The sequence below is a fragment of the Methylobacterium sp. CM6246 genome, from assembly GCF_054818005.1.
This window is the reverse complement of record NZ_JBTXKY010000003.1, coordinates 123,094-135,328: the sequence shown is the minus strand read 5'-3', so window position 1 is coordinate 135,328 and position 12,235 is coordinate 123,094. Positions and strand designations below refer to the sequence as shown.

Below are 12,235 nucleotides of genomic sequence, written 5' to 3'. Positions count from 1 at the left end.
CATGGCGTAGTCTGGCCGAAAGTGGCCGGTCCGCTTCCGAGACGATCTGGTGCAAAAGCTGACGATCCCCTTACGACCCCAACTCGGTCACGCGGACAGCTAACGGCACTTCCCGAAAGCGGTCATTCATCGACCGTCCCGCAACTTCGGCTCGGAGTTGCAATCGGACGTTGGCCTTCTGGCAGGAAGTTGACGCTCGACCTTCGGCCTAGGTTGGCGACACGGTCCGTTCTCTCCCAAGATCTGAGGAGGCCAATCTGCAAAAGCATTCCGAAGCTCGCCGTCCGCGCGCAGGCAGCCGTGTCCGTGTCACGCTAAGGCGTGGCTGCCGAGGTTTCATACGCGGCGCGCGACCGGTCGATCACCCCGGCTCGACCAAGTTGGTGAAGCTCGCGATGATCCCTGGCATCCGGCTGCCCGTGCGGGAGGCGGCCATCAGCCGGACCCGGTAGCGGGCGCCGTCCGCCCCCTCGACAGTCCTCTCGGAGGGCCCGCTCGCCGCCAGCACCGCCGGGATCTCGTTTTGCAGCCAGGCCAGGGGGATCGGCGCCGAGAAGTTGCGCAGGGACCGGCCGACATCGCTCGGCTGCAGGCCGAAGATCTGCGCCGCGGCGCCGGTAAACATGCGGATATGGAGGTCCGGCGTCAGCAGCACGCTGGCGACGTTTATGCCCTCGAACAGCGTGGCTTGGTCGTCGCTCAGCTGGTCGATCGCCTCGATCTTCGACGTAAGTTCGGAATTGACCGTCTGCAGCTCCTCGTTCAGGGACTGCGTCTCCTCCTTCGAAGCCTCGAGCTCCTCGTGGGCGGCCTGCATTTCCTCGTTGACCGAGGACAGCTCCTCGTTCGAGGATTTGAGCTCCTCCAGCGAGGTCTCGTATTCCTCGATCACGGCCTGGAGCCGTTCGCGCGTCACGTTCAGCTCGCGCTCCAGACCCTGGAGCGCCGTGTCCCGCTCGTTCGCCTCCAGGGCCTGCTGCCTCTCCTTCTCGACTGGCGCGGCGGCCTCCTTGAAAACGACCAGGAACAGGGGCTCGCTCGCGCCGGGCGTGGTCAGCGGCTTGACCACCAGAGAGATCGACTGGAGACGGCCGTCCGATAGCGCGACGCCGATGCCGTCGCGCACGACCAAGGTATTGCCCTCGATCGCCTCGCGCAGGGCCGTCCGGAGGTCCAGCCGCAGGCCCTTGCGCGCCATCGCGGCCAGCTCCCGGGTCGGCTGGCCGGGCACCACCTCTAGGTGATCGCCGATCCGCGACGAATAGTGCACGGCCTCGCCCGTCCGCGTCACGACCGCATGGGGCGGCGTGAACTCAGACAACATCTGGCTCTCCACCGCGTGCCGCAGGGCCGCATGCGTCGTCACGTTGCGCCTGTGTGGCTGGCCAGTACTCGCGAAGATCGGCGAGTCCGCCCCGGACATCGGCCGCAACCGGACCGGCGGGATCGCATCGCGGGCCTGGAAGATCCGGTACTGTTTGTTGATCGTCTCGAACAGGTCCTCGAACCGCGTTACGTTCTCGGCCATCCCGATGAACAGGTAACCGCGCGGGCGCAGGGCGTAGTGCAGCACTGGTATCAGCTGCTGCTGGGCCTCGACGCCGAGGTAGATCATCAGGTTGCGGCAGGAGACCAGATCAAGGCGGGAGAACGGCGGGTCGCGCAGCACGCTGTGGGGCGCGAAGGTGCAAAGGTCGCGCACGGCCCTAGCGACCACCGCGCTATCTCCCTCGACGACGAAATGCTGCGCGATCCGCTCGGGCGAGATGGCGGACAGGTAGGCCGTCGGGTAGCGGCCGGTCCGCGCCACAGTGAGCGCGCGCTCGTCGATGTCGGTGGCGAAGATCTGCACGCGCGGCGGATCCGCCAGGGTGAGCATGTGCTCGCGCACCAGGATGGCCAGGGAATAGACCTCCTCGCCAGTCGAGCAGGCCGGCACCCAGATCCGCACGCCATCGGTCGCCGCGCGCACCTCGAATAGTTTCGGGATAATTTGGGTGGCCAGCGCCTCGAAAGCGGCGGTGTCGCGGAAGAAGTTCGTCACGCCGATCAGCAGGTCCCGAAACAGAACCCCGACCTCGGCCGGGTCGGCCCGCAGCAGCTTAAGGTAGGCGTCCGGCCCGGCCGCGCCGACGACGCTGATGCGCCGCTGGAGGCGGCGCACGAAGGTGCTGGGCTTGTACCCCGAGAAGTCGTGGCCGACCTGGCGGCGGAGGATGGCGAAGATCTCGGTGAGCAGCTCCGCGTCAGGCTCCCGCGCGACCGCGTCGACCTGCGCATCCGGCGCCCCGGCGAGGTACGCCGCGACGTGCGCCGCGATCCGGCCGCCCATCAGTTCGGCAGTCTCGCCAAAATCGACGAAGCCGGTCCGCAACGAGCTGAGCGGCATGTCGGCGGTCTCGGGGCCGTCGCCATCCGCGGTCTGGGCCAGAGTCAGGCCGCCGTGCTCCTTGATCGCCTTGACGCCGATGGCGCCGTCGCCGTCGCCGCCGGACAGGATCACCCCTACCGCGCGCTCGCCCTGGTCGAGGGCAAGCGCGGTCAGGAAGATGTCTATCGGCTTGGTCTCGCGGCTCTCCGGCCCAAGCGGCGTCAACGTCAGCCGGCCGCCCGCGATGCCCACGACGGACCCGGACGGCATGACGTAGACGCGGCCCGGCCGGACCTGCACGCCATCGGTGGCGGCCTCGACCCCAAACGGCGTGAACCGGGCCAGCACGTCCGGGAGCAAGCTCTTGTGCTCCCGGCTGAGATGCGTGACCACGACGAAGGCCGCCTCCAGCGTCTCCGGCACCCCGCGGAAGAAGCCACGCATCGCCTCGATGCCGCCCGCGGACGCGCCGATGCCGACGATCGGAAAGTGGTCTTGGTCCATCACCGCGTTCTGAGCCTTTGGATCGATGCCGTGCCGTTCGCCGGATTCCAGCATCATGCGTTCGCGCCCGATGTCGAGGACGGTCACGCGGATCAGCCGTCGCGCGTGACTTCCTGCACAACGTAGGCGAGGCAGCGAGCCCGGGCCTCGGGGCTCTTCAGCCGCACGAATAGGCGCAGCAGCGCCACCACTTCGCTGGGATGATCCAGACCCTCCACGGTGGTCGCGGCATCAGGTATTCCGGCTGGGAAGGTAGTCAGGAAGGTCGCGACGGGGACGCCCAGCGTTCGGGCAATGCGGACCAGCACAGCCAGGTTGTGGTCCTGCGGATCGTCACCGTTCATTCGGGCCTCTCCGCCGATCCTTGCGCCAAGCCCATCTTTGCGCCACGACCCTCAATGCACGGCGATCCCGGCCGCCCGCGGTCCCATCACGCCGGCGATGCGACGCCCAACATGATGGAGCACGTGGCCCAGCAGGAGGCGGGTCTGGAGGTCGGGCTCGACCTCCGCGGCCTCATAGGCGTCGATGAGAGACGTCACCAGCTGTTGTGAGGGGCCGGGGTCGCTGCCGGAGGCCGGTGCCCCGGCGGCCTGCTCGCGGGAGCGCCGAACGAGGTCGCGCGAGGCCTGAAGCGTCCGCCGCGTTTCCTCGGCCGCTGCGCGCAACTCACGGGCGACTTCAAGGCACCGATCTGCGCGGGGGCGGTCCAACATGGGCACTCCAAGCTGCACTGAATGCCCACACGTACATCACTTCCGAGCGGACAATGGCATCGTGCGCTCAATTTCTAGGTGCAGCAATCCCGATGTCGAATTTGATGGCGATTGAGCGGATCAAACGTCGGCATCTGCAGCTAATGCGAACGGACGCGAGTGTACCCGTTGAGTTCCGGGGTCTTCATCCAATAAGATGCCGGGAAGCGGACCATTCGGCCTTCTGCAATGGGTCGTGAGTGAAAGCCGCGGCTATGTCCACTTTGATGCATCTACCGTCCGGAAACGGACGGGCTGAAAACCACCCATCTCGGACATTTGTCCTATTGTGCTATGAGTGGGGTACGCCCGCTGCCAAACCCATGCTTCGACGCGGCGTGGCTAGGGTGAAGAGGGTTGTTGCCTTAATCGCTCCGGCAGGGCCTAGCGCGGTCGCGCGCGATTTATGGCTCGTCCTGACTACTCAGATGCAGGTAAGTTGAGTCGAACTCCGCGACCGCCAGCAGCCCATCCCAATCGTGAACCGTCAACCGTCTGCTGCGCAGCGTGGCAAGTCCAGCGCCCTTCAGATCGCGGAGGGTGCGGTTGACGTGGACCGACGTGATCCCAAGCGCGTCCGCAAGCTCGAGCTGCGTCATTGGCAGGGAACAGGTGTGATCCGGTGCAAGCCCAACCTGCTCTAGACGCGTGATCAGCTCGCAGAAAAGATGAGCCGTGCGGACATAGGCTTCGCGCCGACCGACGTTCAGCAACCACTCCCGGACAAGCGCCGCATCGATCAACGTACAGCGCCACAACACTGCCTCAAGACGCGGATGTAAACGCAGTACCTGTCGCATTGCGTCGTGCTGAATGAAACCGATCCTGCACGGACCGACCGCAGAGATGCTGTTGTCGAGCATCTTCAGATGCAAGCTCTGGAGGTCGGGCACGTCCCCTGGAACGTGGAACGCCATAACCTGACGCTTGCCGGTCTGCGTGGTCTTATAGACGGCGACGAAGCCTTCGAGAACCGCGAAGCACTGCGAGGGGCGGTCGCCCTCGCGCACGATGTCTTGGCCTGGCTCGAATGACGTCACGTGCACAGGGAGGGCGAGCAGCACCGCCTTCTCATCCTCGGATAAAGCAAAAAGGGCGATGCTCTCTACTTTGCGGAGGATCGAGTGAGTGTCAGTTTGATGAGCTGGTCCAGTCAGCGCCATCCCACCACCTTTCGTGACCAGAACCGGATAGTCTCAGGCCACCGATTTCTAGGACCATATACCAATTCCGGCAATCGCACACCGTATTAACGGCGGACATTTAGCCGCCAATTTATGTTGTGACTGTGGGTGCGGATCCATGCAACACTGGACCACCGCTGACAAATCCTAAGGAGATCAGCGGCTGAGAGATTTTCGTGCTCTCCCTTTTTGAGGGCGGCATGGCTTGCTATTATTTCGATATCTACGACCCTGATCTCGTGCATGACGACGTGGGAGTGGAATGCGCTGATCTAGAAGCCGTCCGTCTGCAAGCCAAGCGTACGCTTCCTGAGATAGCCAGAGACCTCCTGCCGAAAGACGGCGATCACCATTTCATCTCCGTCGTGGTGCGCGATGAGTGGAACCAGACGGTCTACACGGCAACGCTTGCTTTTAGCGGTCTGATCGTAGGCCCGCCGTCACAAGCAAGGAGCTAAGGGTCATCTGATGTCAATGACAAGAGCCGACATCATGCGCGCAACTGTGTCTATACAGTATTATCGACAGATTTTGACTTGTTCATTCGTAAATTCGGCCACGCCGATTAGCCCGTAAGAGGAGGTTATAAGCTTCCACAAGGGGCTCTAAGCAGAGCGAGACAGCAGTTCCTGCTTTTGTCAACACACGCCCGGAAGCAGATCGCCGCAAATCAACCCTTCTCAGACGCTCATACAGTCCATCTTGAACGGCGGTATCTGGCCGAAAGCGGGCTGGCTGGTTTCGGCTTCGCCATGTCCTTAAGCGGACATCGCAGCAGTCTCGCTTCTCGTATCCAAAGAAGACGTTTTGCCGACGTTTGAATAGCCGACATGGTTGCCCGACAGGATTTTAGTCGCGCTGACCAGTCTATCATATACGGCCCACGACCGTCGGGAAAACGATCGGATTTCCGACAGAGACAACTTATGCGGCCGGCGCAGAGCTACCAGTCGTGCCGCTGAAAGCGTCCGCTGTGTTGATATCCGTATAGAACGTTGTCCGTTGGCTGGAATCGACGGCTGCGGACGCTTTTTCCGCCCATCCCTGCTGTCCGCTACAGCATGCCCTAATGGACGGCCGGAATACCGAACGGACCTTGAAGTACCGCGTCTACGATCGGCGTGGGTGGCGAGTGGGCGTTGATGGCAAGTCTTGAAGCGGACGTGCTCACTGCGAGGTGATGAGTTCTTTGATCCGCGAGGCGAGCGCCTCCATGGCGAATGGCTTGGTCAAGACCTGCATGCCGGGAGCGAGGTGCCCGTTGCCGACCGCCGCGTTCTCCGCGTAGCCGGTGATGAACAGCACCTTGAGGTTTGGCCGTCGCTCGCGACCCGCGTCAGCCATCTGCCGCCCGTTCATTCCCCCTGGCAGGCCCACGTCGGTGACCAGCAAGTCGATGCGCACGTCCGACTGGAGGGCTTTCAGCCCCGCTACACTGTCGCCTGCCTCGATGGCCGTGTAGCCGAGATCCTCCAGAACCTCCGTCACCAGCATGCGCACGGACGGCTCGTCGTCGACGATGAGCACCGTCTCGCCCTGTCCGGCGCGCTCTGCCTCGGTTAGCCGGACGATGGCATCGTCTTCCTCGGTCTCGCCGTAGTGACGCGGCAGATAGAGGCACACCGTCGTGCCCTCCCCGACCTCCGAGTAGATCCGTACCTGTCCGCCCGATTGCCGGGCGAAGCCGTAGACCATCGACAGGCCGAGCCCCGTGCCTTGACCCATGGGCTTGGTCGTGAAGAACGGCTCGAATACCCGCGCAATCACCTCCGGGGTCATGCCGCACCCGGTGTCGGTCACGCAGAGCGACAGGTACTGCCCCTCGGGGATCTCGTGCTGGATTGCCGCCGGCCGATCCAGCCACTTGTTGGCGGTCTCGATGACGATGCGGCCGCCGTCCGGCATCACGTCACGGGCGTTGATGCACAGGTTGAGCAGGGCGTTTTCAAGCTGGCCAGGGTCGATCAGCGTGGGCCATAGACTCGCCGAGCCGACGGTCTCCAACGCAATCTCCGGCCCTATGGTGCGCCGGATCAACTCCTCCATATCCGCGACGAGGCGGTTCACGTTGGTCGGCTTGGGGTCGAGCGTCTGGCGGCGCGAGAAGGCGAGGAGGCGATGCGTGAGCGCGGCCGCGCGCTTGGTCGCCCCCTGCGCGACGCTCATGTAGCGGTCGAGGTCGCCCAGGCGGCCCTGGCCCATGCGCGTCTGCATCAGTTCCAGCGACCCCGAGATGCCGGCGAGCAAGTTGTTGAAGTCGTGCGCCAGGCCGCCGGTTAGCTGGCCCACCGCCTCCATTTTCTGTGACTGGCGCAGGGACTCTTCGGCTTGGCGCTGCTCGGTGATGTCTGTCGCCTCGGGCATAATCTCGATGACCCGGCCGGTCTCGTTCAGCACCGGGTTCATCAGGAAATCGTAGATGCGCGTTCCACCGTCGGGCATGACGAGCGGCAGTTCCGCCCGCATCCGTTCTCCCCGATTGACGGCCTCCAGGGCGCCGGCGACGACCTCGGCCATGCCAGGCGTGCCCGTGAACCACGGTGTTTGCGGGAAGGGTTGCCCGACGACGTCCGCGAGTTCGGCGCCGATCGCGTTCAACGCGGCATGGTTGGCGTCGAGCAACGAACCGTCGAGATCGACCCGCCCCATCAACTGCCGAGTCGAGTCGAAGATCACGCGCTGACGGGCGGCGTAGGCGCGGACCTCTTCTGTCCGCTCCTCAATGCGCTGCTCCAGCGTCGCGTTAAGGTCGCGCAGCGCCGCCGCTACACGGTCGCGCTCGGCCTCGATAGCCCGCCGTTCCTCCACGTCGATGAGCACGCCCGGGAAGCTCAGGGGTGTGCCGTCCGGCGCATGCTCGACCCGGCCGTTCGCCTCCAGCCAGTAGTAGTTCCCGTCCGCGCGCCGCGTGCGGTACTGATGCGCATAGGCGCCGCCGCGGACGATGACCTCGCCGATGGCGTCCGAAAGCCCAGCTTGATCGTCGGGATGCACGGTCGCGACGATTTTGGCGAGCGGGATGCCGTCTCGGCCGAGCGCCGGATCAAGGCCAAAAGCGGTGGCGAACGCCTCGTCGACAGTGAACCTGTCGCTGGGCAAGTCCCAGTGCCAGGTGCCGATGATTGCGCCTGCCGCGAGGGCCAGCTGGACGCGCTCTGCGTTCTTGCGAGCCAGCCCCTCGCTGACGCGCAGGGCCTCCTGAGTTTCGTAGCGGTCGGTTATGTCCTGCACGGTGCCAAACATCCGCACCACCCTGCCGGCCTCGTCGCATACGAAGCTGCCACGGCGCGCAATCCAACGCAGTTCGTCATCGTCCGCCCGGTGGATGCGGTACTCGACGTCTCGTGCGGCAGTGCCAGCTCGCCGGGTCTCGTCGTTCGACAGAATGCCGCGATCCTCCAGCACGACCAGCGCCTCAAATCGCTCTGTCGAGTAGAGATCGGCCGGTGGCACGCCGTAGATGCGGGCAAACTCTGGCGATACGCTCATCAGGCCGGTGTCGACGGCGACCTCAAACGTGCCGACATGGCCTGCTTCCTGGGCAAGGCGGGAGCGCGTGTCGCTCTCGCGCAAGGCCTTCTCGCTGTCCAAGCGCTCGTAGACCGCTGACATCAGACGGGCGAGCGTCTCGAAGAAGGCGAGCGCGTCCGTGTCGAACATGGGCGTCTGGGTCGAGGCGAAGGAAATCACGCCGCGTAGGCTGCCACGGCTCATGATCGGGAAGCCGGCGTAGGCGTTTAATCCAATGCTCCGGGCGGTCTGGTAGGCGGGTTCCTCGCTATGCTGGACATCGGTGAGCATCAACGGCTGACGCTGTTCGGCAACGATGCCGCAGAGCGGCGCGCCATAGGGCATCCGATGCAGAAAAGCCTGTACCTCGTCGGTCGCGTTGAGCGAGTGAGTGAGGCGCAGATGTCCGCCGTCCTGCCAGATGTCGTAGGTGTAGCTACGATCGAACCCGAGGGCGCCCGCACTCTCGGACAGGATCGGATCAAGCACCGCGGCGGGATCGGTGGCAGTCAACAGGGCTTGTGAGGCCTTGGCCAGGACCTCAATGCGCCGGGCTTGCCGCAGCTCGAACCGCTGCTGTTCCAGGACTTGATCGCGGCCCTCGACGGCGCGGCGCATCTCCAGCAAGCTCGCCACCTGCCGTCCGAGTGCCCTGAGGTCGTCTGCCTGCTCTGGCGTCAGTCCCTTGGCCCGGGGCGCAGTGTCGATGACGCACAGCGAGCCCAGCACCTGTCCTTCGAGAGATCGAAGGGGCGCGCCCGCATAGAAGCGGATGTACGGCTCACCCGTGACCAGGGGGTTGGCCATGGTCCGCGGGTCGGCGGTCAGATCCGGAATGACGAGGAGGTCGGGCTCCACGAGGGCGAACTTGCAGACCGAGCTGTCGAGGTCAGTCTCGCAGTGCGGGAAGCCGACGCGAGCCTTGAACCACTGCCTGTCGATCGCCACCAGACTGACGAGGGCGACCGGCGTCGCACATAGGCGGGTCGCGAGACGTACGACATCGTCGAAGCCCTGCTCGGGCAGGGTGTCGAGAATGTCGTAAGCGGCGAGCGCGGCGAGGCGGGCCGGATCGGTTACCGCGTACGGAATGGTGGTCATGTCGCGTCAGGCCGACGGGCGCCCGGTCTTCAAGCTCCCTCGCCTGGATCGAGGTGCGAGAATGGGGGCCTCGCGGTCGATCATGAGGCGGAGGGCCGATCGGATGACTTCGCTGACGCTGGCGTAACGCCCTGAGGCGACCTGTGCCTGGAGGTAGGCCTCCAACTCCTTGGTCAGGGCGATGCAACGGATCGGCGTGCTTGACATAGGTTGCCCTTGCACGACCGGCCCGGGCTATCAATCCTTATGCGCTCAGCGACCACCGGGACTTAAAGCAAAGCTGCGAGATCGCCCGAACCAGAACTCCTTGAAGCAGACATCTCGACTTACTGGAAAGGGTCGAAGGCAGCCCCTGCCCATAGATAACTGGGTGAGCAGAAACGCAGACCTCAGGCCCGACCTAACCCCATCCATGCATCCAGCACACGCCTGATATCTGGCATTTGGTATGCCAGGGAACGCCGTTCGGTGTCATAAATGCTGCACCGCAAACGCCTAACCGGACTGTCCGCAATGACTGCTCTGCTCCTCTCCGCTCTCGTCGCCGCCGTTGCTGCCAACGTCGCGCTGGTCCCCTTCGCGGCGGACCGTTTGAGCTCGAAGAGCAGCACCCCGGTCGAGGCTCGTGGGCTGCTCGCCAGCAACGAGAACCGTCTCGCTGTGACGAAGATCGCTGCCTGATCGCCTTACATCGCGCTGCACTGCGAATGGATCAGCCCCGCCCAGCTCGTGCTCGGCGGGGCTTTCTATGTCTGCGCTCCGTCAGTAGCTGCGCTCACTGCTGGCGCTCATCCGCCTCGGGATGTAATCGCCCGAGCGGGATTGCTGACCAAAGACCAGCCAGCCGAGACCGAAGCCGACCGCACCCGCGATGAACAAGCCCGTCATCGTGCCGCTGTCCATGTTGCCAACAGCACGACTGCCCTGCCGGTAATGGCGAGAACCGTACTCCGAGGCGTTGTCCCACGCGTCCGACGCCTTGCTGCTGGCATCCCGCAGCGTCTCCTGCGCCCGATCCACGACCCCGGCACCGCCGTCAGATGAACGGCCAGTCTGGCTTGAGCCGGGACGGCCATCAGATCGTCCGAGCGGATCGTTTGCGCGAATATCTGCCATGGTTATCGCTCCTCCTGCGCTCTGGGCTGCGCATGAGATGGGAACCGCTCAGGGGCGGAAGGTATCCCCGGAGACAACCCGTAACCGCCTGTATTGATTTATGATGCAGAGCCGCACGACGGTCAGCAGCACCAGCCAGGTAAGAGACTCGGAGGGAAGGTCGGCGCCTCCCTCTCAGCCCTAGCGACGCTTCCAGGCCCGGGACGGGCTCGACGCTTCCCAGCTGGGCGTCACCGCATCTACCCAGCTCACACCCTGCCATCGTCTGTTCTCTGAGCTTGGCCAGAGTATTAGAACGAACACGGAACATCGCGAGGTGACAGCCCTGTGTCACTGCCATTCGTGAACAAAGCGGGCCTCGGTAACGGCTTGTTAACCGTGCTGGCGCAGGATGGCCGCAGCGACCCGCCTTGGGGCTGAGCGTCGGAGGAGCAGCACCGGGCCGTTACACGGTCGGTCACGGTGCGACTTAGCCGATGTGGTTGCTCTAGGCCCGCCTCAGTCCCCCTGGGCGGGCCTTGCTCGTTCTAGGTGTTTGATCCCGCGGTGTGGTGGTACGGTTGACCACCATGCTGCGAGGGATGCGCTATGGGCCAGGTTCTCCATGGAAGCGCCACCACGACGGAGCGGCTGTGTTGAAGGTCAAGCGGTGATCGACCGCCAGGGCGTGCGGTCGCGAACGATGGCGTTGAGCGTCACCAGGAGCTTTCGCATCACGGCGACGAGGGCGACCTTCTTCGGCCGACCTCGCTGGGTCAGCTGCTCGTAGAAGGACCGAAAAGGAGAGCCTCGCCGGATCGCGGTCAGAGCGGCCATGTAGAGCACGCCCCGCACCGAGGTTCGTCCACCCGCGATGGATCTTCGACCTCGCATCAGACCGGAGTCGCGGTTGATGGGAGCGATGCCGACGAGCGCCGCAATTTGGTGGCGCCCGATGGTGCCGAGCTCGGGCAACTGGGCCAGAAGCGTGCGTGCGGTCACGTCACCGATCCCGGGCACGGACTTGAGCAGCGCCTCGGTCTCGCACCAGACCGGAGAGGCCTTGATGGCTTGTCCAATGTCGCTGTCGAGTTCTGCGAGTTCTTTCTCCAGGAAGCCGATGTGTCGGTCGAGCCGCCGGGTCAGCTGCTTGTCCACGGCTTGATCGCGACGGTTGGTCTCCATGCAGATCATCCCGATGATCTGCCGCCGCCGGCTCACGAACTCGGCGAAGTGCCGTCTCTCCGGCTCCGGCAAGGGCCTGGCCGGTGGTCTGATGCGTTCGGCGAAGAGGGCAATGACCTCGGCGTCGAGCGTGTCGGTCTTCGCCAACCGGCCCATCGCTCTGGCGAAGTCGCGGATCTGACGCGGGTTGACGATACAAAGCGGCAGCCCGACAGCGGCCAGTGCTGCAGCGACGCTCGCCTCGAAGCCACCGGTAGCCTCCAGGACGATGAGGGCCACAGGTAAGCCACTGAGCCGACGCGCGAGAGCATCCAGCTCTTTAGGTGTTACGCGGGACATGGAATGCCTCGTCCGACGGTCTGAGGTGAACGTCGAGACGATCCTTCGACACGTCGATGCCGACGAAGATGGTGGGTTGTTCGTCCATGACCCTACCTTGCAAATGCGGGCTCTGGCCCGAGCGGCTGTCCGGGTTCGGGACTGTGGCGGTGAGGGCCGCACCTTGCTCTGTCGCGGGCTTAGAAAACCCT

9 protein-coding genes and 1 pseudogene are annotated in these 12,235 nt (G+C 64.4%); 2 read left to right on the top strand and 8 right to left on the bottom strand.

Annotation, left to right across the window (positions count from 1 at the left end):
• Nucleotides 1-361 precede the first annotated feature (361 nt).
• The 4 genes from ACYQPG_RS30770 to ACYQPG_RS30755 all read right to left on the bottom strand — a co-directional run bounded on the left by ACYQPG_RS30770 (nucleotide 362) and on the right by ACYQPG_RS30755 (nucleotide 4,793).
• Nucleotides 362-2,962: a CheR family methyltransferase gene (locus ACYQPG_RS30770; RefSeq protein WP_461232719.1), complete on the bottom strand. Its 2,601-nt coding sequence runs from the start codon at nucleotides 2,960-2,962 to the stop codon at nucleotides 362-364.
• Nucleotides 2,963-2,967: 5 nt separating this feature from the next.
• Entirely contained in the window at nucleotides 2,968-3,219 is a 252-nt protein-coding gene (locus ACYQPG_RS30765; protein ID WP_461232718.1) for a hypothetical protein, read from the bottom strand.
• A 51-nt stretch (nucleotides 3,220-3,270) separates the two neighbouring features.
• Nucleotides 3,271-3,591, bottom strand: a complete 321-nt coding sequence (locus ACYQPG_RS30760; RefSeq protein ID WP_447673601.1) for a hypothetical protein — start codon at nucleotides 3,589-3,591, stop codon at nucleotides 3,271-3,273.
• Nucleotides 3,592-4,034: 443 nt separating this feature from the next.
• Nucleotides 4,035-4,793: a Crp/Fnr family transcriptional regulator gene (locus tag ACYQPG_RS30755; protein WP_461232717.1), complete on the bottom strand. Its 759-nt coding sequence runs from the start codon at nucleotides 4,791-4,793 to the stop codon at nucleotides 4,035-4,037.
• Nucleotides 4,794-4,990: 197 nt separating this feature from the next.
• Here ACYQPG_RS30755 and ACYQPG_RS30750 point away from each other — a divergent pair, with 197 nt between their 5' ends.
• A complete protein-coding gene (locus tag ACYQPG_RS30750) occupies nucleotides 4,991-5,272 on the top strand; it encodes a DUF6894 family protein (RefSeq protein WP_461232716.1) in 282 nt (93 codons plus the stop codon).
• A gap of 709 nt (nucleotides 5,273-5,981) precedes the next feature.
• Here ACYQPG_RS30750 and ACYQPG_RS30745 read toward each other — a convergent pair.
• The gene (locus tag ACYQPG_RS30745) at nucleotides 5,982-9,425 is read right to left on the bottom strand and encodes a GAF domain-containing protein (protein WP_461232715.1); all 3,444 of its coding nucleotides are present in this window, start codon (nucleotides 9,423-9,425) and stop codon (nucleotides 5,982-5,984) included.
• 6 nt (nucleotides 9,426-9,431) lie between these two features.
• Nucleotides 9,432-9,632, bottom strand: coding sequence for a type II toxin-antitoxin system ParD family antitoxin (locus tag ACYQPG_RS30740; protein ID WP_461232714.1), 201 nt, complete (start codon nucleotides 9,630-9,632; stop codon nucleotides 9,432-9,434).
• Nucleotides 9,633-9,938: 306 nt separating this feature from the next.
• On the opposite strand from ACYQPG_RS30740, the gene ACYQPG_RS30735 reads away from it, so the two are divergent.
• Nucleotides 9,939-10,106, top strand: a complete 168-nt coding sequence (locus tag ACYQPG_RS30735; RefSeq protein WP_461232713.1) for a hypothetical protein — start codon at nucleotides 9,939-9,941, stop codon at nucleotides 10,104-10,106.
• An 81-nt stretch (nucleotides 10,107-10,187) separates the two neighbouring features.
• On the opposite strand, the gene ACYQPG_RS30730 is transcribed toward ACYQPG_RS30735, so the two are convergent.
• Both ACYQPG_RS30730 and ACYQPG_RS30725 read right to left on the bottom strand, forming a co-directional pair.
• Entirely contained in the window at nucleotides 10,188-10,541 is a 354-nt protein-coding gene (locus ACYQPG_RS30730; protein ID WP_461232712.1) for a hypothetical protein, read from the bottom strand.
• Nucleotides 10,542-11,183: 642 nt separating this feature from the next.
• Nucleotides 11,184-12,132, bottom strand: a pseudogene (locus ACYQPG_RS30725) (IS110 family RNA-guided transposase).
• Nucleotides 12,133-12,235: the final 103 nt, after the last annotated feature.

Bases quoted from the DNA above. Each gene is read 5' to 3' on its own strand.
- ACYQPG_RS30760 (WP_447673601.1), bottom strand. From the start codon at position 3,591: ATGTTGGACCGCCCCCGCGCAGATCGGTGCCTTGAAGTCGCCCGTGAG.
- ACYQPG_RS30745 (WP_461232715.1), bottom strand. From the start codon at position 9,425: ATGACCACCATTCCGTACGCGGTAACCGATCCGGCCCGCCTCGCCGCG.
- ACYQPG_RS30730 (WP_461232712.1), bottom strand. From the start codon at position 10,541: ATGGCAGATATTCGCGCAAACGATCCGCTCGGACGATCTGATGGCCGT.
- ACYQPG_RS30740 (WP_461232714.1), bottom strand. From the start codon at position 9,632: ATGTCAAGCACGCCGATCCGTTGCATCGCCCTGACCAAGGAGTTGGAG.
- ACYQPG_RS30755 (WP_461232717.1), bottom strand. From the start codon at position 4,793: ATGGCGCTGACTGGACCAGCTCATCAAACTGACACTCACTCGATCCTC.
- ACYQPG_RS30765 (WP_461232718.1), bottom strand. From the start codon at position 3,219: ATGAACGGTGACGATCCGCAGGACCACAACCTGGCTGTGCTGGTCCGC.
- ACYQPG_RS30735 (WP_461232713.1), top strand. From the start codon at position 9,939: ATGACTGCTCTGCTCCTCTCCGCTCTCGTCGCCGCCGTTGCTGCCAAC.